The sequence below is a fragment of the Flavobacterium proteolyticum genome, assembly GCF_015223105.1.
GTDB classification, from domain to species: domain Bacteria; phylum Bacteroidota; class Bacteroidia; order Flavobacteriales; family Flavobacteriaceae; genus Flavobacterium; species Flavobacterium proteolyticum.
The window spans coordinates 872819-896635 of sequence record NZ_JADFTZ010000001.1 but is presented as its reverse complement, the minus strand read 5'-3'; the positions used below and the strand labels follow the sequence as shown (position 1 = coordinate 896635).

General features: G+C 33.4%; 25 protein-coding genes. 11 read left to right on the top strand and 14 right to left on the bottom strand.

The window, feature by feature from the left end; genetic code table 11:
* Nucleotides 1–42 precede the first annotated feature (42 nt).
* Nucleotides 43–498 (bottom strand): DinB family protein, encoded by a 456-nt coding sequence (locus IM755_RS04010; RefSeq protein WP_194093814.1) that lies wholly within the window; start codon nucleotides 496–498, stop codon nucleotides 43–45.
* A gap of 79 nt (nucleotides 499–577) precedes the next feature.
* Between IM755_RS04010 and IM755_RS04005 the strand changes: the two genes are divergently transcribed.
* The 10 genes from IM755_RS04005 to IM755_RS03960 all read left to right on the top strand — a co-directional run bounded on the left by IM755_RS04005 (nucleotide 578) and on the right by IM755_RS03960 (nucleotide 8316).
* Entirely contained in the window at nucleotides 578–928 is a 351-nt protein-coding gene (locus IM755_RS04005) for an arsenate reductase family protein (protein ID WP_026725142.1), read from the top strand.
* A complete protein-coding gene (locus IM755_RS04000) occupies nucleotides 928–1815 on the top strand; it encodes a DMT family transporter (protein ID WP_194093811.1) in 888 nt (295 codons plus the stop codon). Before IM755_RS04005 ends, IM755_RS04000 begins: the two co-directional genes overlap by 1 nt.
* Nucleotides 1816–1891: 76 nt before the next feature.
* Complete coding sequence (locus tag IM755_RS03995) at nucleotides 1892–2752, top strand: YicC/YloC family endoribonuclease (protein ID WP_228063889.1); 861 nt, start codon at nucleotides 1892–1894, stop codon at nucleotides 2750–2752.
* 85 nt (nucleotides 2753–2837) lie between these two features.
* Nucleotides 2838–3152, top strand: a complete 315-nt coding sequence (locus tag IM755_RS03990) for a hypothetical protein (RefSeq protein ID WP_194093809.1) — start codon at nucleotides 2838–2840, stop codon at nucleotides 3150–3152.
* 11 nt (nucleotides 3153–3163) lie between these two features.
* On the top strand, nucleotides 3164–3748 hold the full coding sequence (gene gmk / locus IM755_RS03985; protein ID WP_194093807.1) for a guanylate kinase: 585 nt from the start codon (nucleotides 3164–3166) through the stop codon (nucleotides 3746–3748).
* A gap of 63 nt (nucleotides 3749–3811) precedes the next feature.
* Nucleotides 3812–4393 carry a nicotinate (nicotinamide) nucleotide adenylyltransferase gene (gene nadD / locus IM755_RS03980; protein WP_194093805.1) on the top strand — a complete coding sequence of 194 codons (582 nt, stop codon included), beginning with the start codon at nucleotides 3812–3814 and terminating at the stop codon, nucleotides 4391–4393.
* Between the two features lie 4 nt (nucleotides 4394–4397).
* Nucleotides 4398–4949, top strand: a complete 552-nt coding sequence (locus IM755_RS03975) for a hypothetical protein (protein ID WP_194093803.1) — start codon at nucleotides 4398–4400, stop codon at nucleotides 4947–4949.
* Between the two features lie 63 nt (nucleotides 4950–5012).
* On the top strand, nucleotides 5013–6179 hold the full coding sequence (locus tag IM755_RS03970) for an iron-containing alcohol dehydrogenase (RefSeq protein ID WP_194093801.1): 1167 nt from the start codon (nucleotides 5013–5015) through the stop codon (nucleotides 6177–6179).
* A 130-nt stretch (nucleotides 6180–6309) separates the two neighbouring features.
* Entirely contained in the window at nucleotides 6310–7305 is a 996-nt protein-coding gene (locus IM755_RS03965; RefSeq protein WP_194093799.1) for an NAD(P)H-dependent glycerol-3-phosphate dehydrogenase, read from the top strand.
* Between the two features lie 33 nt (nucleotides 7306–7338).
* Entirely contained in the window at nucleotides 7339–8316 is a 978-nt protein-coding gene (locus IM755_RS03960; protein WP_194094471.1) for a TerC family protein, read from the top strand.
* Nucleotides 8317–8318: 2 nt separating this feature from the next.
* On the opposite strand, the gene IM755_RS03955 is transcribed toward IM755_RS03960, so the two are convergent.
* The 5 genes from IM755_RS03955 to IM755_RS03935 all read right to left on the bottom strand — a co-directional run bounded on the left by IM755_RS03955 (nucleotide 8319) and on the right by IM755_RS03935 (nucleotide 14061).
* Complete coding sequence (locus IM755_RS03955; protein WP_194093797.1) at nucleotides 8319–9161, bottom strand: thioredoxin family protein; 843 nt, start codon at nucleotides 9159–9161, stop codon at nucleotides 8319–8321.
* A gap of 51 nt (nucleotides 9162–9212) precedes the next feature.
* The gene (locus IM755_RS03950; protein ID WP_194093795.1) at nucleotides 9213–12026 is read right to left on the bottom strand and encodes a GH92 family glycosyl hydrolase; all 2814 of its coding nucleotides are present in this window, start codon (nucleotides 12024–12026) and stop codon (nucleotides 9213–9215) included.
* A 118-nt stretch (nucleotides 12027–12144) separates the two neighbouring features.
* Complete coding sequence (locus IM755_RS03945; RefSeq protein WP_194093794.1) at nucleotides 12145–12552, bottom strand: hypothetical protein; 408 nt, start codon at nucleotides 12550–12552, stop codon at nucleotides 12145–12147.
* A 32-nt stretch (nucleotides 12553–12584) separates the two neighbouring features.
* A complete protein-coding gene (gene pheS / locus IM755_RS03940) occupies nucleotides 12585–13604 on the bottom strand; it encodes a phenylalanine--tRNA ligase subunit alpha (RefSeq protein WP_194093792.1) in 1020 nt (339 codons plus the stop codon).
* A 100-nt stretch (nucleotides 13605–13704) separates the two neighbouring features.
* Entirely contained in the window at nucleotides 13705–14061 is a 357-nt protein-coding gene (locus tag IM755_RS03935; RefSeq protein ID WP_194093791.1) for a hypothetical protein, read from the bottom strand.
* 143 nt (nucleotides 14062–14204) lie between these two features.
* On the opposite strand from IM755_RS03935, the gene IM755_RS03930 reads away from it, so the two are divergent.
* Nucleotides 14205–14726 carry a CvpA family protein gene (locus IM755_RS03930; protein WP_194093789.1) on the top strand — a complete coding sequence of 174 codons (522 nt, stop codon included), beginning with the start codon at nucleotides 14205–14207 and terminating at the stop codon, nucleotides 14724–14726.
* 47 nt (nucleotides 14727–14773) lie between these two features.
* Here IM755_RS03930 and IM755_RS03925 read toward each other — a convergent pair whose 3' ends face one another.
* The 8 genes from IM755_RS03925 to IM755_RS03890 are packed head-to-tail and all read right to left on the bottom strand — an operon-like array spanning nucleotide 14774 to nucleotide 23815.
* On the bottom strand, nucleotides 14774–15535 hold the full coding sequence (locus IM755_RS03925) for a tetratricopeptide repeat protein (protein ID WP_194093788.1): 762 nt from the start codon (nucleotides 15533–15535) through the stop codon (nucleotides 14774–14776).
* Entirely contained in the window at nucleotides 15535–17319 is a 1785-nt protein-coding gene (locus IM755_RS03920; protein WP_194093786.1) for a BatD family protein, read from the bottom strand. Before IM755_RS03920 ends, IM755_RS03925 begins: the two co-directional genes overlap by 1 nt.
* An 18-nt stretch (nucleotides 17320–17337) precedes the next feature.
* Nucleotides 17338–18522, bottom strand: coding sequence for a BatD family protein (locus tag IM755_RS03915; RefSeq protein WP_194093784.1), 1185 nt, complete (start codon nucleotides 18520–18522; stop codon nucleotides 17338–17340).
* Nucleotides 18523–18528: 6 nt separating this feature from the next.
* A complete protein-coding gene (locus tag IM755_RS03910) occupies nucleotides 18529–19275 on the bottom strand; it encodes a tetratricopeptide repeat protein (RefSeq protein ID WP_194093782.1) in 747 nt (248 codons plus the stop codon).
* Nucleotides 19268–20311: a vWA domain-containing protein gene (locus IM755_RS03905; protein WP_194093780.1), complete on the bottom strand. Its 1044-nt coding sequence runs from the start codon at nucleotides 20309–20311 to the stop codon at nucleotides 19268–19270. Before IM755_RS03905 ends, IM755_RS03910 begins: the two co-directional genes overlap by 8 nt.
* Nucleotides 20312–20322: 11 nt before the next feature.
* Nucleotides 20323–21327 (bottom strand): vWA domain-containing protein, encoded by a 1005-nt coding sequence (locus IM755_RS03900; RefSeq protein ID WP_194093778.1) that lies wholly within the window; start codon nucleotides 21325–21327, stop codon nucleotides 20323–20325.
* A complete protein-coding gene (locus tag IM755_RS03895) occupies nucleotides 21327–22943 on the bottom strand; it encodes a BatD family protein (protein ID WP_194093775.1) in 1617 nt (538 codons plus the stop codon). The genes IM755_RS03900 and IM755_RS03895 overlap by 1 nt, the downstream gene beginning before the upstream one ends.
* Nucleotides 22944–22948: 5 nt before the next feature.
* Nucleotides 22949–23815, bottom strand: a complete 867-nt coding sequence (locus IM755_RS03890) for a DUF58 domain-containing protein (protein ID WP_026725119.1) — start codon at nucleotides 23813–23815, stop codon at nucleotides 22949–22951.
* Nucleotides 23816–23817 lie beyond the last annotated feature (2 nt).

The window sequence follows — 23817 nt, the reverse complement described above, 5'->3', positions numbered from 1 at the left end:
AAAAGTTGTTTGATGCTGCTTTTTCGAATCGTTAACAATTCGCTAAATATGCTTTTTAATCGACATCATAATTCCTAAATGAATGCCCTCATGATAATTGTTAAATTCCATTGCTTCATTTAATGTTCCCAAATGAAATCCTGTTTTAGTTTGATACGGATGAAATTCTTTGAAAATTCCAGCTTCAAAATCAGCTTTCGTTTTTTCAACCATTTCGGATAGTAATTTCTTAATTTCATCGACTTCAGCTTGTGAAGTTTTTCCATCTGGACGTGAACCGTTTTGATATTTTTCAAAAAGCGAATCGGGAATATGCATTGGTAAACCTGATAAAGCGTAAACTAATTTCTGTTGGGACACAATAACGTGACCGATGTTCCAAATTAAATTATTGCTCATTCCTATTGGAATTGTATTCAATTGTTCCAACGAATAACTATCTAAAAAATTCTTGTATAATCCGCGGCTGGTTTCCCAAATTCTAAAAGTTGCGTCCATGTCTAATTTTTTTATAAAATTACTGATTTTTAGAATTCAAAAGACTGTATTTTTGCATCAGAAATTGAAAAACAATAAAATGAACAAAATATACTATTTGGCTTCTTGTGATACCTGTCGAAAAATCATCAAATCGTTACCCAATTCTGATAAATTAACATTTATAGATATCCGTCAAAATCCAATTTCGGAAAGTGATTTGGAAGAAATGTACCAACTTTCGGGAAGTTATGAAGCGCTTTTCAGCAAAAAAGCACAATTGTATAAATCACTAGGTTTAAAAGATAAAAATCTTACTGAAGCCGATTTCAAAAAATATCTTTTAGAACATTACACGTTTTTGAGTCGCCCCGTTTTTATTATCGATGGGAAGATTTACATTGGAAATAGTCCAAAAAACATTCATGAAGTAATTACCGTTTTAAGCTAATGTCAAAAAGAAGTTGGGCATTAGTTGCCGCTACCTTAGTTTCCATCATTTATGGCGTAACTTTTACGATTGCTAAAGACGTAATGCCAAAATATGTCGACGCATTCGGGTTTATCGTAATGCGTGTTGGTGGTTCGGTTTTGTTATTTTGGTTGATTTCCTTTTTTGGACCCAAAGAAAAAATTGCAAAAGAAGATTTTCCTCGAATTGTTGCAGCTGCGTTCTTCGGAGTAGCTTTCAACATGTTGACTTTTTTCAAAGGATTGAGCTACACTTCGCCTATTATGGGAGCCGTTTTGATGGTAACCACACCTATGATTGTTTTGGTTTTATCAGCATTCATCATGAAAGAACGAATGGAAAACCGAAAAGTTTTAGGAATCATTTTAGGCTTAGCCGGAACGATAACTTTAATTCTCTACGGAAAATCGTTAGTAAACGCTACAAATGCTTCTTTAGGAAATTTATTGGTTTTTGTAAATGCCGTTTCTTACGGATTTTACCTCATCATCGTGAAAAAATTAATGGATAAATACAATGCCTTTACTTTCGTAAAATGGATTTACACTTTTGGGTTCTTAATGGTATTGCCTTTTGGTTGGAACGAATTTCAAGCGGTAGATTTTGCTAATTTACCAACGGATATTTTCTGGAAAATTGGTTTTGTAGTCGTGTTTTCAACCTTCTTAACGTATTTACTAAATTTAGTTTCCATGCGTGAATTAAAACCAACAACCGTAGCAGTTTTCATCTATTTACAACCGCTTTTTGCCACTATTTTCGCCGTAAGTTTAGGAAAAGACGATTTAAGTTTAGTGAAATTGATCTCAGCTGTTTTGATATTTGTCGGAGTTTATTTAGTAACGCAAAAGAAATCTACTTCTTAATCAGATTTCCAATACTGAACACTAAAAACTGAACACTGAACACTTTTTCTTATCTTTGAAGACATTTTTATAACGTATGATACACTCCATGACGGGTTTTGGGAAAGCTTCTTTGCAATTACCAACCAAAAAAATTACCGTAGAAATCAAATCGCTAAACAGTAAAGGTTTAGACTTAAATACGCGAATGCCATCGGTTTTTCGTGAAATGGAATTGGGTTTACGCAATCAAATTTCGCAACGTTTAGAACGCGGAAAGGTTGATTTTTCGCTTTATGTAGAAGTTACTGGTGAAGAAACGACTTCAAAAATCAATGTGCCGATTGTAAAAGGATACATTAACCAAATGAAAGCTGTAATTCCAAATGCAGATGAAACGGAATTAATGAAAATGGCAGTTCGTATGCCCGATGCATTAAAAACTGAGCGCGACGAAATCGATGAAAACGAATGGAAACAAATCCAAACCGTGATTGATGAAGCTTTGGAAAACATCGCTAATTTTAGAAAAGATGAAGGTGCTTCTTTAGAAAAAGAATTTCAATTGCGTATTTCAAACATCAATAATTTAATGACCGAAGCGGTTTCTTACGATGCCGAACGCATTGAAACCGTAAAAACACGTTTACGTACTGCTTTAGATGAATTAAAAATCAATGTAGATGAAAATCGTTTCGAACAAGAATTGATTTTTTATCTAGAAAAATACGACATTACTGAAGAAAAAGTGCGTTTGGGCAACCATTTGAACTATTTCTTAGAAACCTTAAACGGAACAGAAGCTAACGGAAGAAAATTAGGTTTCATCACGCAAGAAATGGGAAGAGAAATCAACACCATGGGTTCAAAATCGAATCATACCGAAATGCAAAAATTGGTGGTGATGATGAAAGATGAATTGGAAAAGATTAAGGAACAAGTTTTGAACGTATTGTAATCGGATTGAAATGGGGATTATTTTATTGTTTTATTTTATTGTCCTTTTTGTAATTATAGGATTATCTATTTTGCAAATTTTCAAATTGAGAAAAGAAATCAATTTTAATAAAACAATATTTTACAGCATTTTAGTATCGATACTTTTTTTATTCATTACTAATTTAAAATATGCAAATTCAAAGGAAGTTTATGCTTTCGAACCTTTTTTTCTGATTCCATTTATCACAATAGTTATTCCTTTTGGTTTGGGAGCTATTCTAAATGTTTTTAAAAAAGAAAAATTAAAAATCATTTCTAATTCATTAATAGTTAGTATTTTAATTTCAATTATAATAATGATAATTTTTAATGAATATTTAGATGTAATTGAAAGGTTTAACTTGAAAATTTATTATTAAACAACAACACAATGACGAAAGGAAAATTATTAGTATTCTCTGCGCCATCAGGTTCAGGAAAAACCACTATAGTAAGACATTTATTAGCCCAACCCGATTTGAATTTAGAATTTTCGATTTCGTGTACAACGCGTGCGCCTCGTGGCGAAGAAGTAGATGGAAAAGATTATTATTTCATCTCATGGGATGAATTCAAAAAGCACATTAAAGCAGAAGATTTCGTAGAATGGGAAGAAGTCTATACTGATAATTTCTACGGCACTTTAAAAACCGAAGTAGAACGCATCTGGGCTTTAGGAAAACACGTAATTTTTGACATTGATGTAGCAGGTGGATTGCGTATTAAAAGCAAATTTCCAAACGAAACTTTAGCTGTTTTTGTAAAACCACCAAGCGTTGACGAATTAAAACGCCGCTTAAAACAACGTTCCACAGAAAGCGAAGACAAAATCAATATGCGTATCGCGAAAGCATCAGTAGAATTAGCAACTGCACCACAATTTGACACCATCATCAAAAATTATGATTTAGATGTGGCAAAAGAAGAAGCGTATCAGTTAGTGAAAAAATTCATCAACACGAATTCCACGAATTAGCACAAATTTTGTGAGATTTAATTATTTTGAATTCGTGATAATTTGTGAAATTAGTGTTTGAAAATGAAAATAGGTCTATATTTCGGAACGTTTAATCCCATTCACATTGGGCATTTAATTATTGCCAATCATATGGCGGAGCATTCTGATTTGGATCAAATTTGGATGGTGGTTACGCCCCACAATCCACACAAACAGAAAAGTTCGTTGTTAGATGATTACCATCGTTTGCATATGGTGCATTTGGCAACCGAAGATTACCCAAAAATTCAACCTTCGGATATCGAATTCAAATTACCGCAGCCGAATTATACCGTAAATACTTTAGCGCATTTACAAGAAAAATTTCCGAAACACGAATTTTCGTTAATCATGGGCGAAGACAATTTGAACTCGCTCCACAAGTGGAAAAACTACCAAGTCATTTTGCAAAACCACAATATTTATGTCTATCCGCGACTAAATTCAGGTGAAATTGATGAACAATTTGTAAATCATCAAAAAATTCATCGAGTTGGCGCGCCTGTAATCGAATTGTCTTCCACATTCATTCGTGAAAGCATTAAAAACGGTAAAAATGTAGTACCAATGTTACCCAATAAAGTTTGGGAATATATGGAACATAATTTGTTTTATAAGAAGTAACCGAATGCAAAATCCTAAACTAGAAAAGCTAATCGAAAAGCAACCGAAAAAGAAGCATTCAGTAATCGATTATATTTTTGATAATCCATATTTTGTTAGGTCAAAAGAATATGGTTCAATGATCGAGAATTATAGTAAAGAAATCGTTTTTAATAATACTGGTTCAGATAAATACATCTATTTTATTTTTGGATTTATGATTTTTATTTTTGGATTTCGTGCGATTGAAGATATATTTAGTAGGTATATTATTTGGGGTTTATTAGTCGTCTTAGCACTTATTGTTTGGTTTAATAAAACAAAAAAAATAGAAGAAATTAAAATTTCAGAAGCAGGAATTGAAATTAATAAAACCCAACATTCATGGAATCAAATTTATGATTATGGTTTTACGATTGAACACAAACAAAAAAATTCCAACTATTATTTGGAAATCTTTATGAAAACTGGTAAAAAAGAACGTTTTGGTTTGTATAATTATTCAAACCCCGAAGAAATTATAGTAACAATGAATTTTTTCAGAAATAGATATAATTCTAATCGAAATCATTCTTAACATTCCTTTACCATTCGTTCCCAATCCCATTGCGTAACTTTGTATTCTTAAAAATAAAATGTTATGCTAAACTTCGAATTATACAATCCAGTAAATTATGTCTTTGGAAAAGGACAAATTGCTAAACTAACTGATTTAGTTCCAACAAATACTAAAATTCTTATCGCTTATGGCGGCGGAAGTATCTTCAAAAATGGTGTTTATGACCAAGTAAAAGCGGCTTTGCCGAATCACGATATTGTGGAATTTGGTGGTATCGAACCGAATCCTCGTTTTGAAACCTTGATGAAAGCGGTTGCAATTATTCGTGCTGAAAAAATCGGGTTTATTCTAGCTGTTGGTGGCGGAAGCGTGATTGATGGCGTGAAATTTATTTCGGCAGCTGTTAATTTTGAAGGTGATGAAGCCGATATTCTAAAAAAACGAATTTTATTCAAAGATGTTGCTAAAGTGATTCCTTTTGGAACCGTTTTAACCTTACCAGCAACCGGTTCGGAAATGAATTCAGGCGCTGTGGTTACGATTGAAGCTACTCAAGAAAAACTAACTTTAGGTGGAAGTGCTTTGTTTCCAGTTTTCTCAATTGTTGACCCAACGGTAATTACTTCTTTACCAAAAAGACAATTGCAAAACGGAGTTGTGGATGCGTTCACACACGTTATGGAGCAATATTTAACGTATACGCACGACGCTTTATTACAAGACCGAATTTCAGAAAGTATTTTACAAACGCTAATTGAAATTGGTCCAGATGTAGTGGAAAATCCGAGCGATTATAAAATAGCTTCCAACTTTGTTTGGAGTGCAACCATGGCATTGAATGGCTTAATTCAAAAAGGAGTTCCTTCGGATTGGGCAACGCACATGATTGGTCATGAATTAACGGCTTTATACGAAATTGACCACGCAAGAACATTGGCAATTATCGGCCCAAATTTATACCGTGTCATGTTCGATACGAAAAAAGACAAATTAGCACAATACGGCCAACGTGTTTGGAACATTCAAGGCAATTCAACAGATGAAATTGCAGAAAAAGCGATTGAAAAAACGGTTGATTTCTTCCACAAAATGGGCATGAAAACCAAAATTTCAGAAAACGCAGAAAACATCGAAAAAACAGCTGATTTCATCGTAAATCGTTTCGAAGAAAGAGGCTGGAAAGCCATGGGTGAAAAGCAAAACATCACGCTTGAAAAAGTGAGAGCTATTGTAGAAATGAGTTATTAAAAAATATGTATTCATCATAATAAAGGCACGGAGTTTATCTTCGTGCCTTTGTATTAAAAAGAGTTTCGCAAACGTTTTTTGTAAATCCTTTTTAAATGCCTATTTTTGATGTTCTAAATTAAATCGTAAAATGGAAAAAAAGCCAAAATTTGCCGTCATTGGAGGAGGAAGTTGGGCTACTGCAATTGCGAAAATGCTTTGTGAAAATCAAGACGAAATTGCTTGGTACATGCGAAGTACTTATGCTATTGAGCATTTAAAACATCAAAAACACAACCCAAATTATTTGAGCTCGGTTGCGTTTGACACCAATAAATTAAAACTTACAAACGATATCAACGAAGCGGTTGCTTATGCTGATTACATTATTTTTGTGGTTCCATCAGCTTTTTTAAGCAAAGAATTAGAAAATTTGACTGAAAGTTTGGAAGGGAAAATCATTTTTTCAGCTATTAAAGGAATTGTTCCTGAATCAAGTTTGATTGTAGGCGAACATTTTCATACCAAATACGATATTCCATTTGAAAATATTGGGGTAATTACAGGTCCTTGTCATGCAGAAGAAGTAGCAATGGAACGTTTATCGTACCTAACCATTGCGTGTAGTGATAGAAAAAAAGCGAAATATGTTGCAAAAAATCTAAGTTCACATTACATCAAAGCAAAAACTACTGATGATATTATTGGAACTGAATATGCAGCCGTTTTAAAAAATATTTACGCAATTGCAGCCGGAATTGCTCATGGTTTAGGCTATGGCGATAACTTTCAAGCGGTTTTGATGAGTAACGGTATTCGAGAAATGAAGAAATTCATTCGTAAAGTGCACAAAATGAAGCGAAATATTAATAATTCTGCTTATTTGGGTGATTTATTGGTAACTGGATATTCGGTATTTTCTAGAAATAGAATGTTTGGAAACATGATTGGAAAAGGTTACACCGTAAAATCAGCACAAATGGAAATGAGCATGGTGGCTGAAGGTTATTACGCTGTAAAAAGTGCCTACAAATTAAACAAAGAATACGGAGCTGATACTCCAATTATTGATGCCGTTTACGAAATTTTATACGAAAACAAAGACGCTAAAACCGTTTTTAAAGCCTTGACAGAAAAATTAAACTAAAAACCCATGCTATTTTCACTAAAAACCGGTGCTATTGATCATTTAATCGATCATCCTGGAATTATTTCGGCTTTTACCATTACCATCATTGCTATGTTGGTATTAGATTTAGGAGTTTTAAATAAAAAAGGTCACGTAATTTCTAATCGTGAAGCAGCTATTTGGTCGGTGATTTGGATTTCATTGGCAATGGGATTTAGTGGAATTATTTATCATTACATGGGAGCCGAAAAATTCATGCAATTTCAAGGCGCGTATTGGATTGAAAAAGCACTTTCGGTAGATAATTTATTTGTTTTTATTTTAGTTTTTGGATACTTCAACGTAGCAAAAGAAGCCCAACACAAAGTATTATTTTGGGGTGTAATTGGTGCTTTAGTGTTTAGAGCAATTTTTATTTTTGCGGGCGTTTGGTTACTGAACTATACGTATTTGCCCGAAATGGAACTTTTTGGAAAACTAGTCGAAATCAACTATTTGCTTACCCTTTTCGGAATTATTTTGATTGTTGCCGGAATTAAATCGGCATTAAGTCAGGAAGAAGATGAAGGAAGTAAAGATTTTAGCAAAAGTGCCGGTTCAAAATTTGTACACAAGTTTTTTAAAGTAAGTCCGAATTTTGATGGCGATAAATTTTTCACCATTCAAAACGGAATCAAAATGGCAACGCCTTTGTTTGTAGTGGTTGCTATCGTTGAATTTACTGACTTATTATTTGCGATTGACAGTATTCCAGCGATTTTTGCTATTGCTCCAGACGATCCTTTTATTCTTTATACGTCGAATATTTTTGCAATTTTAGGATTGCGTTCGTTGTATTTCCTTTTGGCGAACTTTATGTATATGTTCAGTAAATTGAAATATGGATTAGGATTTATACTGGCTTTTATCGGAACTAAAATGATTATAGCGCCGTTTTACCACGTTCCTACAAGTTTATCTTTATCTGTTGTGGGTGGAGCTTTAATCTTGTCTGTAATCGCTTCTTTGTTGTTTCCTGATAAGGATTAATACTATTCAAAATACACTTCTGGATTGTCCGTGATTTTTAATTTCAAAATGTAATCTTTGAATTTATCTTTTTTGGATGCATCCCAACTTTTAATAGTCTTATCATTCAATTCTTTTAGAACAATTTTCTCTAGATATGATTTTTCGGTTCCAGCTTTATAGCCTGTTTCAAAGTCTTTTAAGTTGTCCAAATTATTTATCCAATACTGAAAAAAGCCATTTTCGGTAGAAGTTACTACTTGTTTTAAGATAATGTAACTCTTTTTGGTTGGTAATTCTTCTTTTTTGAACGATTCGAAAAGTTCTTGAGATACTTTTTTGAGTAAAGTTTCATTTTTATTGACCAAAAGTAAATCACAATACGCATAAAGTGTTTTTACTGTTCGGTCTCCTTTTTCGTATTTTGCTTTTAAACTAGAAGTTCTAAAATCGGGGTTTTTCGCTTTCTTTCCTTCATTTATTAGATGTTCAGATTCGACATTTACACCGCTATGATGAATGAATTTTTTACTCGCATCAAAATATAAAAGCACGGGAACACTTTCAAAATGAAGATTCGCTTCGGAAATAAATGCATTATCATCTTCTGCTAAAGAACCGTTGGTATTCATAGCATAATTAATGAAGTTTTTGTTGTAGTAATTGGCAACTAAAGAATCGTTTTTAAGTAAATCACCCAAACGTTTACAAACAGGACAATCGGAATTGTAATATTCGATAAAAACAATCTTGTTTTGCTCTTTAGCCTTTTTAAACGCTTCCTTTAAAGAAGGTTCAAAAACAACTTGAGCCGAAATAGTGTTTGATAAAATTAAAAATACAATAAAAAAAAGCGCTCTTTTCATGTTTCATTTATTTACAATTGTAAAATTAAAACTAAAAAGAGCGCTAAGTTGTTAATCAATTGTTATTTCATCTATAAAAATAAACGCGTCGCCACCAGCGCCTTGATGCCATTCTGGTAATTTACCGAAGTTTTTTGCGATGACTTTTACGTAACGTGCTGATTTTTTCTTTTCTAAAAGAACTCCAAATTCTCTAGTAAATGAATTTTCATCTTTTGGATCAATTCCACTATTTTTAGCAATATCAAGACTTCCAACAGAAGTAAAATTGACATTATCTGTTGAAATTAAAAACTCTAAATGAGTTGGCATTAAAATCCAAGAGCGACTATCTTGTAAAAAATTTGCTTTAAACGATTTTAACTCTTTCATTTCTTTTAAATCGACAACCGCTTCAAAATCCTGACTTTGATAACCTTGCCAATCGCCTTTTCTCCAGTTCTCCGTTCCTAAAATACCATCTAACAACCCTTCTGGACCACCGGCATGATATTGCGGATTGTAAACCGATTTGATATTGATACTGTAATTATTGGGTTTTTTGAAAAAGGTTGCGGAAATTGTGTTACTTTTTTGCCCATTCTCTTCATTATAAACCAAAACTAAACTTGATTTTTCTATATAAAATGGTTTTTCATACTTTTTAAAATTAATCATAACCATACTAGTATCTTTGTCAAAAACTTTGTAATATATTTCTTGATTTTCCTTTGATTTCAATTCAATTTTCAATTTATCTTTAAATGATTTGCTTTCCGCTTGAATTACAGGAACTGAGATAAACTTTTTTATTTCAACTTCTGAAACATCATAGATGTTACCAAAATTTTGCTCAAAAAAACCAAAATTATAATTTCTTTGTACAACATCATTTTTAGTTAAAATGTCATTTTTTCCATTTTCAAAATTAACTTTTATCTTTTCGAAATAAGGTATAACTGTTTGCCATTCTGGTTTTCCTGGAGTCACCGCATAAATCCCCATCGAACTCAATACATACCAAGCGCTCATCTGCCCACAGTCTTCATTTCCAATTAAACCATCTGGTGTGTTTGTGTAAAAATTATCTAAAATATACTTGACTTTTGCATTCGTTTTTTCTGGTTTCCCAACATAATTGTACAAATACGCCATGTGGTGACTTGGTTCGTTTCCATGCGCATATTGTCCGATTAAACCCGTAACATCGACTTGTTCTCTACCTGTGGTTTTACTTTCACTGTTGAACATTTCGTCTAACTTGGCTTCAAATTTAGCTGGTCCGCAGTAAGCTTGAATCATTCCCTCAATATCTTGTGGCACGAAAAACGAGTATTGCCAAGAATTTCCTTCAGTAAAATTATTGTTGACTTCTCTTGGGTCGAAAGGTTTGTCCCAACCTCCGTTTTTCTTTGGACGCATGAAACCCGTTTCCCAATCGAAAATGTTTTTCCAATTTTGAGAACGTTTCATGAAATATTGATAATCTTCTTGCTTATTTAAAATTTGAGCCATTTGGGCAATACACCAATCGTCATACGCATATTCCAAGGTTTTAGAAACGCTTTCGTGTTCGTCATCAATCGAAATGAAACCATTTTTCTTGTAGGCATCCAAACCTAAAACATCACGCATAGCAGAAGCTTTACTGGCTTCAAACGCTTTTTCGTAATCAAAACCTTTTATACCTTTTACCATCGCATCTGCAATTACAGAAACGGAATGATAGCCAATCATACAATCCGTTTCATTGGAAGCTAATTCCCAAACTGGTAACCTACCGCCTTGTTCATACTGTTTAATGAAGGTATTGATGTAATCTGCAGTTCGTTTTTTATCAATCAAAGTATACAACGGATGAGCTCCTCTAAACGTGTCCCAAAGCGAGAATACTGTGTAATAATCAAATCCTTCGGCAACATGAATTTTATTGTCTCTACCGCGGTATTTTCCGTCTAAATCTTGTGCGATATTCGGTTGCATCATCGTGTGATACAAAGCCGTGTAAAAAATCGCTAACTTATCTTTATCATTGGAAGTGACTTCAATTTTTGACAATTCTTTGTTCCAAAGTGCGATAGCGGCTTTGTGTGCTTTATTGAAATCCCAATGTTTGATTTCAGAACTGTTTAATTTGGCTCCTTCATAGCTCGTTGGCGAAAGTGATACTTTTACGAGGATTTTTTCGCCTTTTTTGACTTGTTTGGAGAAACTAGCTTTTGTAATATTTCCTAAATATTCTGAATTAGCAATAGCCTTATTCATTTCTAAAGGAACATTAAATTCTATTCGAGCATACACATATTGGTCTCGAGCCCAAGCTTCACTTCTTCTTAAAACCTCAATAGTTCTATTATCGATAACACGAATTTTTCCATCTAATAATTTATCTCTATGATGTAAATCGATAATAATATTCGCATTTCCAGCTTTATTAAACGTATATTCATGAAAACCAACACGGGTTGAAGTGGTTAAACGTACATCGATATTGTGTTTGTCTAATTTCACAGAGTAAAATCCAGCGGAAGCTTTTTCATTGGCATGCAAAAAAGTAGAAGAATACACTTTATTATCAAACGAAGGTTCGCCCATAGTTGGCATCAACATGATATCACCATAATCCGAAACACCTGTTCCATTCAAATGCGTGTGCGAAAATCCGTAAATCAAATTATCGGAATAATGATAACCGCCACAGCCATCCCAACTGCCGTCAATTCTGGTATCAGGAGACAATTGGACCATTCCGTAAGGCACAGTTGCGCCCGGAAAAGTGTGTCCGTGACCACCTGTTCCAATAAATGGGTTGACGTGTTTGGCGTAATCTTGTGCTTGGGAAATTGTTGTAGTTAAAAAGGCTAAAGCAATAAGAAATGGTTTCATGTTGTGTTGTTGAAAAAATTTCTTAAAGGTAAAAATATTTTCTTTTTAAAAACAAAAAACCACGAATACAGAAATCAATTCGTGCATTCGTGGTTTCACTATTTTAATTTACGCAAATCTAATTCGCAAAAACACCTCTTTTGTTGATAATAGGTAAATCGGCAGTGGCTTTTTCGTTGATGGTGTTTACACGGAACACGAAGGTTTTATCGTATAATTGTCCGTTTGCGAAATACGATAACATAAATTCGTTATTCAATTGTAAAACGTTGTTTTCTAACAATTCTACTTTAACAGCTGTTCTTGGTTCAACTTTGGCAAACGCATGACGAAAAGTTCCCGTTTTGCGTTCTTCGCCATTGATTAAACCGTAAGCGCGTGAAACTACCATAGCCATTTCTAGCAAATCATCGGTGTCGTTTACTAAGTAAGCGTACCAAGAATTCTCCATAAAATCGTCGTTCCATTCTTGAAAAGCTACAATGTGAACGTTTGCTACTTTTGGGATGATAATGTCTTTTTTCATAGTAAGTGAGATTGCTTCGTTCCTCGCAATGACTAAATTGATGATTTAAATTGCTCTAAGAAACGAACGTCGTTTTCATAAAACATACGAATATCGCCAATTTGATACAACAACATGGCAATACGTTCTACTCCCATTCCGAAAGCAAAACCTGTATGTTCGTCTGGATTGATACCGCAGTTTTTCAATACGTTTGGATCTACCATTCCACAACCACCAATTTCTAACCAACCGGTTCCTTTGGTAATTCTATAATCGGTTTCAGTTTTTAATCCCCAATAAATATCGATTTCAGCGCTTGGCTCTGTAAATGGGAAATATGACGGACGTAAACGGATTTTCGATTTTCCGAACATTTCTTTCGTGAAATACAACAAAGTCTGTTTTAAATCGGCAAAGGAAACGTCTTTGTCAATATACAATCCTTCCACTTGATGGAAAATACAGTGCGAACGCGAGGAAACTGCCTCGTTACGAAACACTCTTCCTGGAGAAATCGTACGAATAGGCGGTTTGTTATTTTCCATGTAACGTACTTGCACTGATGAAGTGTGTGTTCGCAATAAAACATCAGGATTGGTTTGAATGAAAAACGTATCCTGCATATCTCGTGCTGGATGATATTCTGGTAAATTTAATGCGGTAAAATTGTGCCAATCATCCTCGATTTCTGGACCTTCGGACACGTTGAACCCAATGGTTGAAAAAATATCAATCATTTGATTTTTTACAATAGAAATTGGGTGGCGCGAACCAATGTTCATAGCTTCTCCCGGACGCGTTGTATCACCGTAAATTCCTTTTGATTCTTCTTTATTTTCTAAAGCGTCTTGAATGGTTTTTACCTTTTCTTCTGCCGAAGTTTTCAATTCGTTGATTACTTGTCCGAATTCTTTCTTTTGTTCGTTTGGAACATTTTTGAATTCAGCAAAAAAATCTTTCAACAAGCCTTTACTTCCTAAATACTTAATTCGGAAGGCTTCTAATTGTTCTTTATTATCGGTTTGAAAAGCTTTTACTTCTTCAATATGGGCTTTAATCGTTTCTGTCATCGCTCGTTGTATAAAGGTGCAAATTTATGGATTTTGTTTCAAGTTTCAAGTTTCAAGTTGTCTAAAACTTCTAAAATCATAAATCGTTAATCTTAAATCATTAATCTATCAACTCTTTCTCTAAAAAGTAACTTACAATTGCTTCTTTCATTAGTACGGCTTGCTCACCTGCTTTTAGTGGTGGTAATTCTTCTTTTACTTTGTAATGTGGCCAACCATCGTTGTCGAAATATTCAAATTCGTAGTAACCATAAGGCTCTAACAAACGACAAATAGCGATGTGCATTAGGTTTACTTTTTCATCTTTTTTGAATGTAGCATGAATTTTTCCTAATTCTTGCACACCGATTAGATAAATGATTCCCTCTAAATCAAGGGTTTCACCATCTGCGAATTTATTTGATAATATAGTGACAACGCTTTCCCAACGCTGTTTTAATTGTTCGTCTCTTGACATGTTTTATAGATGAAAGAAAAAAGAGAAAAGAAAAAAGACTATTCCCAACTTTCTATATTAGATTTGCAAAGATAATCGATGGTTTTGTTTTTTACACAATCTATCGTCTTTGTTCTTTATTCTTTCATCAATTTTCTTTTTGCATGAGTTTTATTGATATTGTTTTTGCAGTTTTATTGGGTTTTGCAGTTTATAAAGGATTAAAAAACGGACTTTTTGTAGAAGTCGCTTCTTTCGTAGCATTGATTTTAGGAATTTACTTAGCGATTAAATTTTCAAATTTAGTAGGCACTGTTTTTACTGGAATTTTCCCAAGTTGGAATCCAAAATACATTGAAATAACCGCTTTTATCATTACGTTTTTGTTGGTGGTGATTGGAATACACTTGAGTGCGAAAATTTTAACCAAATTAGCAGATTTTGCTTTTTTAGGTTGGATTAACAAAATTGCTGGAGTGATTTTTAGCTTATTGAAAACAATTTTAGCGTTGAGTGTTGTGCTTTTTATTTTTGAGAAAATCAACATCAACAACATGCTACTTTCTAAAGAAACACGAGAGAATTCCATTTTTTATAACCCAATTCAGAATATTTTAAAAGCGATTTATCCTACGATTGAAGGTTGGTATGACAGTTTGAAGTCGGAAGTTGCGAGTGAGGAGTAAAAGCTTCAACAAGCTAATTCTGAACACTTTCAACTGAACACTGAACACTATTCCTTCACTTCCTTAATCGCTTCTTTGTCAATCCACGCTTTGGTTTTGTCGGTGAGTTCTACTTGTTTCCAGTTGCCTAATTCTTCTAAAACAAAAACTTTTGTGCCTTCGTGAAGCGTTACTACATCTTCCGAACTATTTTTAGGTTCGGCTTTCAAAGTTGTTGCTTCTGCAAAAACGATGGCTGGATTGTAATTCGCGTCGAATTTCTTCTGTAAAAATGCGGAGAAAACCGTTACTCCAATTCCAATTAAAAATAATAGAAACAAACTGAAAAATGTTCGTTTTAGAAATACGGTATTTCCAAAATAATACCCTAAAAAGGAAAGTAAACTTAGGAAAGCGATAAATACTGCAATCCTAGCCCAAGTGTCATAATGAAATGTGTTGGTGAACTCTTTAACCATTTTCTTAAAACCCACTTCTGGAAGGATTTTAATATCGTCTATTGCCATTTTTTGAGCAAATGACAGATTGGTTTGAATGGCTTCGTCATCTGGGTTTAAAAGCAATGCTTTTTCGTAATTGTAAATCGATGGTGCTACTTTTCCAAGTTTGTAATAACAATTGGCAATATTAAAATACAAATCTGCCGATTCGTTGCCTTTGTTTACAATACTTTCGAAAGATTGCAACGCTTGTTCGTAATCGCCTTTGTTATATAAATCGTTTGCTTTTTTGAAGGTAGCATCGATGGATTCACTTGCATTGGCAAATGAAATCAAAAACAAAAGGAATAGTATAAATTTATTTTTCATTATTTCAATTGTTTTTCAAGTTCAGAAATTCGTTCCACAGCTCGTTCAAAATCATTTGTCATGGCGATATCGGTTGCTGGTGCGTATCGTGCGAATTCACAATCGTTCATTAACTCCATAAATCGATTAATACTTTCTTCGGATGCGTTTCGTTGTTGTAGTAATTCGATGATATTGTCTTTGCTCATTTCAACCGTTTCGATATGTAATTTGGCTTTTAAGAAATTGTGTAATGCTTTTTCCATTGCCATATAAAACGGTACTTTGTCGCCCATTTGTTTTTTAGCTTCCGATAAATATTTCTTTACTAATCGGTTATTATTTCTAACTCGGTTTCCTACAACATCGGCATCTTTTGCTTCTTTTTGTTTTCTGGCAATCATCACAATTGGAATCAATACTAATGGTGCAAATAACAAACTATAAAACAATCCTGAACCTAAGAAATCTTCTCTAGAAGCAGAAACAAATTCCGTTTTCAACTTATTGAATTGAAAGACTTCTTTTTTCTGAATGACTTGTTTATTCGTACTAGGTGTATTAGCCACAACCGTTCCGTCACCTTCGGCTACGTCAATGGTGATTTCTTTTGAAGTAATAGTTTTATACGATTTACTTACCAAATCGTAATACGAAAACTCCATCGGTTTAATTGTATATTTTCCTTTAAACTGTGGAATAATAGTGTATTTATCTGAAACTTTTCCAACCATACCCGTTAATGGCGTTTGTACATTTTCGGTATGCGATGGTTCGTACATTTCTAAAGCACTTGGAACTACGGGTTTTGGTAAAGTAAATAATTTTAAGTTTCCTTTACCTGAAACACTTACTTCTAAATCTAAGGATTCGCCTGCTTTTAATGCTGTTTTTGATGGAGTTACTTTAAAATCGAAATTCCCTACAGCTCCAGTAAAACTTTCTGGTTTTCCGTTTTCTGGAAGTGGTTTTACGTTAATGGTTTGCGTTCCTGTTGAAAGTGATTTTTCAATAACTCGCATTTCATATTCGCCAAACCAATCGCGACGACCAGTTGGAACCTCAGCATCTAAATCGATTTTGAAAGGTTCTATAGTTTTAGCACCCGCTTCTAACGGATACAAAATTACCTTGCGCAGCACCACCATACTATAATCTTTTCCGTTGTATTTTCCACGTTCGGCACGCAATTGCTTCATATCGATATACTGACTCCAGAAATCGTTATACTTTGGTGCTTTGAAATTTCTAAAATTCCCAACAGTAGATCGAGGTTCGAAATATAATTTATAAACTACCGTAATTGGTTCATTTACATATGGATTCTTAGTTGACATTTCAGCCACCAAATGAATTCCTTCTCCATAATTCACATTCGTTGGTTGTTGACCTGGATAAGTTGGCATTTGGATAGGATCAGTAATTGTAATTTTTATCGGAGCTGATTTATAAACTGTTCCATCATATTCAATTGAAGCTGCGCCAATGGTAAAAGTTCCTTTTTTAGTAGGTGTTAAATAGTAAATAACTTGGGTTGAAATTTCTCGTTTTTGATTAACTCTACCATTTACAATCGTTATTGATGTTTGGTTTCCTTTATTGATGAATGGTCCTTCTGCTTTAAAACCAGGAAACTTTGGTGGTACAAAATTATCACCTTCGTTATTGATAGAAAACACCAATTGGAATCGCTCATTTAAACCATAAGAACTTCTTTCTGTTTGCGCTTCAAATTTTACTTGAGCGGAAACAGACAAAGCCGATAGAAAAAAAAGTACAATATGTATTTGCTTTAAAAATTTCATTTTCGTTTTAGTCGTTCTTTATTTTACAATAATTGAAAACTCTTTAGACTTTATTGATTTGTGTTGTTGATTAATTTCGTCGTAAAAATAGAAATCTATTGATTTAAAATCTATTTTACCATCCATAATTGCTTTTAACTTATATGTTCTTGAGGCAATTGTTTTAATTTTAGTTTCCTCAATTGTATTCTCATTTTGTATTACATCTGAAACAACTTCAATTCCATTAGGTAATCTCAATTTAGGAATCATTTCATCTTCTAAAAAACCTTCTCCATAAACTTGAATCTGAACTTCAAAAATTTTATTTTTTCTAATTGAAGTTTTCTCTGGTTCTATAACATCAATTTTATAATTTCCGTAAGGATAAACATAATTATAGGGTAATCTGAAGTTTTCAAAGTTTTGAACCTTTATTCTCTCTGAAACCACTGGAACTATTTTTCTTGCTGCCTTTAAAATACTTTCGTTTTCAATTTCAGAAACTTCTTTATTATAATGAACAATAATTTTATTGTGGATATAGGTATCATATAACTCTTTAAATCGCAATACGTCAGTCCTGATTACAACACAATTATATTCTTTTCCGTTATAATTAGCTAGAAAGGGTGCATCGGCATTTTCTGAAATTGAATAAATAAAAAAATCATCTACATATTCTTTTTCAAAATCTAACTGTATCGAAGATGGCTTAATATCTTTATCATAATACAATTTATATTTTACTGTAATTGGCTGATAGCGATGCGGTTTATAATTTGAAATTTCTGGAATTATAAAAAGTTTATTTTCTGTATTTAAAGGATCGTTTTCAATCGTTTCTCCTTTAATATTTATAATTATTGGATTAGATTGATACTTTTTACCTTTATAATCAAATGTTACTTCCTCTATTGTTGATAATCCTATTTTTTTTGGCTTTAAATAGTACTTGTGGGTTACTTTTGAAGTCTTGATTCCGTTTGTTATTGTGACTGAACTCGCTATACTTTTTTGAGAATAAAAATCAAAATCATTGAACGTTGGCTCAATCAATTCAGCATCGTTGGTGTTAATTTCAAATTCAACCGTTAGCACATCAAAAAAACCTATTTCTGTGCTTGAAACTTTTTCGGAAATAATTATTTTCTCTTCTTGAGAAAATCCCCATAGAGAGTTAAAAACAAGAAATAAAACAACTATTTTTTTTATAAAATTCATGATTAATTACCAATCTTTTTCATTTGAAACCGGACGTGCTTTCACTTTCTTCGCATTCACTTTGTCCTGCACTTTCTTCTCTGCATTATTAACTGCATCTAAAATATTATCGATGCGTTGTTTGTCGGCGCCACTTGGTTTTGGATTTTCGTTTTTATCTTCTTTTTTCTCTCCGTCACCTTTGTCTTCTTTTTTGTCTTCGCCTTTATTCTTGTCTTGATCTTTTTTGTCGTCTCCTTTATCGTTTTTGTTGTTTTCTGGTTGTGGTTTTTTATCTTGACCTCCACCACCTTTGTTGTCTTTTTTATTGTTTTTTGGAGGTGGATTGTCTTTTTTCTTTCTTTTTGCCAAAGCGTAATTGTAACGCGTTTCTTCGTCATTTGGATTGTTTCTCAACGCATTCTTGTAGGCTTCCGCTGCTGCTTCATAATTTTTATCCAACATGAAAGTGTTACCTAAATTATGATAAATTCGGTGCTTTTCTTCTTTCGTTTTCGCGTGTTCTAAGGCTTGGATATATCGGATTTGCGCTTCCCCTTGTTGGTTTTGACGATACACACTATTCCCTAAATTATATCCAGCTGTTGCTTTTTTAGGTGATTTTTTTGATTCGGTTACACGAAAATCAGCTTCGGCATCAGCGTATTTTTTCTCTTTAAATAACTGATTTCCGTTGTAAAGATTTTTGTCTTTTTCTTGTCCGAAAAGCAAAACACTATTCAATAATAGCACTATGTAAAGTATGTTACGCATGTTTCTTTTCATTAAATAAGTTCAACTTTTGCACCCATGCTGTTTTTTTCTCCAAAAGGAAAACATCAACTAACAATAATAAAAATCCTAAAGCTAAAAACCATTGATATTGTGATTCAAAATCAGCAATTTGCTGCGATTCGAATTCTGATTTTTCAATCTTTTCTAAGGATTTTTTTATTTCCTCAACCACATTTTTTGTAGTAGTTCCTACTATATATTTTGACTTTGTATTATCTGCAATTTTCTTTAAAACTTCTGGATATAACTTGGTAATTACCGTTTGTCCTTCTTGGTCTTTTTTATACGAAGCGATAGTTCCTTTATCATCACGTAACGGAATTGGACCACCTTTTTCGGTTCCTACACCAATTGTTATAATGCGAACTCCTTTTTCTTTTGCCATTTCAATTGCATCATCTACTCCATCACCATGATCTTCTCCATCTGAAATTAAAACAATTAATTTACTAGTATCTTTAACATCAAAATAATCAACAGCTAATTGAATGGCATCATTAAAAGCAGTTCCTTGCGAAGACACCATATTGGTATTCATACTTTGCAAATACATTTTAGCAATGCTGTAATCGGTTGTCATGGGTAAAACTGGATAAGCACTTCCTGCATACCCAACAATTCCCACACGGTCATTTCCTAATTGATTGATGATTTGCGAAACGATTTGCTTGGTTTTTTCTAATCGATTTGGTGCTACGTCTTCGGCTAGCATACTTTTTGAAATGTCGACTGCAAAAACAATATCAATTCCTTGACGTTTTACGGTTTCCATTTTCGTTCCCATTTTTGGGTTCACCAAAGCAATAATAATACAAGCCAATGCTAACAACAAAACTCCTAATTTCAAGGCCGGTTTAAAACTCGATTTCTCTGGTGCCAATTGATTAAACAATTCCAAATCGGCAAAAACAGCTTGTCTTTTTCTTTTCCAAAACAAATTGAATAGAAAAAGTGCTACTATTATGGGTAATAGTGCTAATAAGTAAAAATATATTGGACTTTCTAATTCAAACATTGTTTTTCTTTCTAAACGATTCCTCTAAAAACTGAATTTCGTAATAACACCTCAACACCTAACAATACAAAAGCAATCAACACGAAAGGTTTGTATTTCTCGTCGTAATTGTAGAATTTCTTCTCGTCAATTTCGGTGGTTTCTAACTTATTAATTTCATCGTAAATGGCTTGTAATTTTTTGTTTGATGTAGCTCGAAAATACTTAGCATCGGTTGCTTTTGCAATTTCTTTCATTAAGCTTTCATCAATTTCTACAGGCATTTTTCTAAATACCAATTTACCATTCGCATCTTTCGCAACAGGAAACATCGCTTGACCGTTTGTTCCAATTCCGATGGTATAAACTTTAATGCCGTATTCTTTAGCAATTTCAGATGCCGTTCTAGGATCGATGGTTCCAGAATTGTTCACACCATCCGTTAATAAAATGACGATTCTGCTTTTCGCTTTGCTGTCTTTAATTCGGTTAATTGCGGTTGCTAAACCAACACCAATTCCTGTTCCGTCAGCAATAATGGAATCATCATATTCGATGGTTTTTAATGATTGTAAAATGATAGTTTTATCAGAAGTTACGGGAGTTCTTGTATAACTTTCACCCGCATAAACTACTAATCCAATTCTGTCGTTAACTCTGTCTTGCACAAATGTGGAAGCTACTTTTTTCAATGCTTCTAGACGATTTGGTTTTAAATCATTAGCCAACATACTACTCGAAACGTCGATTGCCATTACAATATCGATTCCTTTTGTGGTTTTCGATTTTGAAGTGACATCAACACTTCTTGGTCTTGCTAATGCTATGATAATAGAACTCAACGCTAAGATTCGTAAAACGTATAAAAATGGTTTGGCTTTGGCTAAGAATGTTCGGTTTTGTTTGAAAGGTTCTAATGAACTCATTTTTACCGTTGCCGAAAGTTGGTTTCTTTTATAAAATAACCAACCAATTGCAATTGGTAAAACCAAAAACAACCATAAAAATTCCGGATTTAAAAAGGTTACTTTTCCCATTATTTCTTGGCTTTTCTTAGTTCGATTGAATTCTGAATTTTCTCTATAATCTGCTTCGCATGTTCGTCTTCTTCTCTATACATAAAGAAAAATTCTTGAGCACCACCAGGTTGCGACAACACCATAATGTCGTACTGCATTTTAATATCTTCTTCACTATCAAGGTCTAAAGCCGTGAATGTTCCGTAGGCTTTTTTACCTGAAAGACCTTTTACATTTTCAAATTCACCCGTTTTTACGATGATATTTTTAGCTCCAAACTTTTCTAACTCTTTTAAATCTGCTTCCAAAGCTAAATCTAAATCTATCTTCGTGGTATCTTTGTAAGCGGTTGTAATTAAAACAATTGAGAAGTCATCTGTAATATTTCCATAGGCAAAACGACTAGTTGATTTTACGTTTTCTGGAAGATTGTTTTGAATTTTCTCATCTATAGTTCGTTTTAAAACTTTTGGCGATGAAATAATGATAGCAGGTTCGCCATATTCCGAAGTAATCCATTCTTTTTCCAACAATTCTTTGGTAGAATAACCAAAATAACTGTCTTTCACAAAATCAAATCCTACCGTATAAGCGAAAATCACTATCGAAGCCACCAATAAAAAGGCTGAAATTCCAGCTGAAAGCGCTAAACGTTTTGCTTTTTGTTTTTGCATTTCCTTCTTACGAACTTCTTCAGCAAATAAAATTGCCGCTTGATCTTCGGTTCTAGGTAATGCTTTGTCAATTACCAATAAGAATTTATCGATGATTTTTTTATCGGTTTCAATTTCAAAAGGTAAGGGTTGCGATTTAGCAAATTTCACCAAATCAGAATTTTCTAAAACTTTCTTGAACTTATCTAATTCTTCACGATTGACAAACATTTTTTTATCGGCAATCGCTTTTTTCAACGCTTCCATTAACTCACTTGAAGTACTTTCCATCGCTGGAATATGAATTGATTCTTCAATGTAAGTTCTGGTGATATCGGTCATTTCAGAATAATATTCTTTGACATCACCACGTTGCACCAATTGTTTTTTATCTAAGTTTTGCAAATACGCAATCGCTTTTTCAATTGGCGAAGCGAAAAATTCTTCTTTTTGTCCTTTGTCTTTTTGCAATCTTTTGATAATAAAGTACGATGCAAATCCAGAAGTCACAATCAATACTAATAAAATCAGCAATTTCCACCATTCGCTCATTGGTTTTTCTTCGGTAGCGATGATGTCTTTGATGTCGTACATTTGTTGTTTTGTGGTATCAACTTTTACATCGTTGACTAAAATCGAAAGCGAATCGGTACGGAATTCTTTCTGGTTGATTTTCACTAATAATTTTGGAATTACATAGCGTCCCGAATCAAATTGGGTTAACCCGTACTTTTTGATTAATTCGTATTGGTTGTCGTTTTTTACGGTATCAATTGGGTATGATTCTAATATTTCCAAAGCACCAAAAAACTTTCCATCTGGAAAAACGACTTTATCTTTAGCGTTTACTTTTGCTTTGATGGTTAAATTGAATTGCGATCCAATTTTAATTTGAGTTGAGTCAATAGAAGACGAGATTTGTTGGGCAAAACCCAAAAATCCGAACAATAAAGCAATATATAAGTAAAGTTTCTTTTTCATTTTTCTTAATTACGCGCTTTAAAATAACCCAATAATTTGGTTACATAGCTTTCATCTACTCTTGAACTAATCGTTCCCGCTCCACATTTTGAAAAAATATCCTTGAAATAATTTACGTTTTCACGATAGTATTTTTCGTAATCCATTCGCACTTTATAGGAGGTTGTATCTACCAAAAGTGTTTCGCCTGTTTCAGCATCTAGCATATTTACTACTCCAATATTTGGAATGCTTTCTTCTCTTTGGTCAAACACTCGGATTCCGGTTACATCATGACGTTTTGAAGCGATTTTCAGCGTGTGTTCGTAATCTTTCACCATGAAATCGGAAATTAAAAACACGATGGCTTTCTTTTTCAAAACGCTTGATAAATATTTCAAAGCTTGCGATAAATCGGTTTTTTTGCTTTTCGATTCGAATTCGATTAACTCACGAATAATTCGCAAAACGTGTGATTTTCCTTTTTTTGGCGGAATAAACAATTCGATTTGGTCTGAAAATAAAAGCAAACCAATTTTATCATTATTTTGAGTTGCCGAAAACGCTAACGTGGCTGCGATTTCGGTAATCATATCGCGTTTTAATTGATTTTTTGTACCAAAACTTTCCGAACCCGAAATATCCACCATTAACATCATGGTTAATTCGCGCTCTTCTTCAAACACTTTTACGAATGGTTCGTTGTAGCGTGCGGTTACATTCCAATCGATAGCTCTTACGTCGTCACCGTATTGGTATTGGCGCACTTCTGAAAACGTCATCCCGCGTCCTTTAAAAGACGTGTGATATTCTCCCGAAAAGATATGATCACTCAATCTTCGGGTTTTGATTTCTATTTTTCGAACTTTCTTTAGAATTTCTTTGGTATCCATTT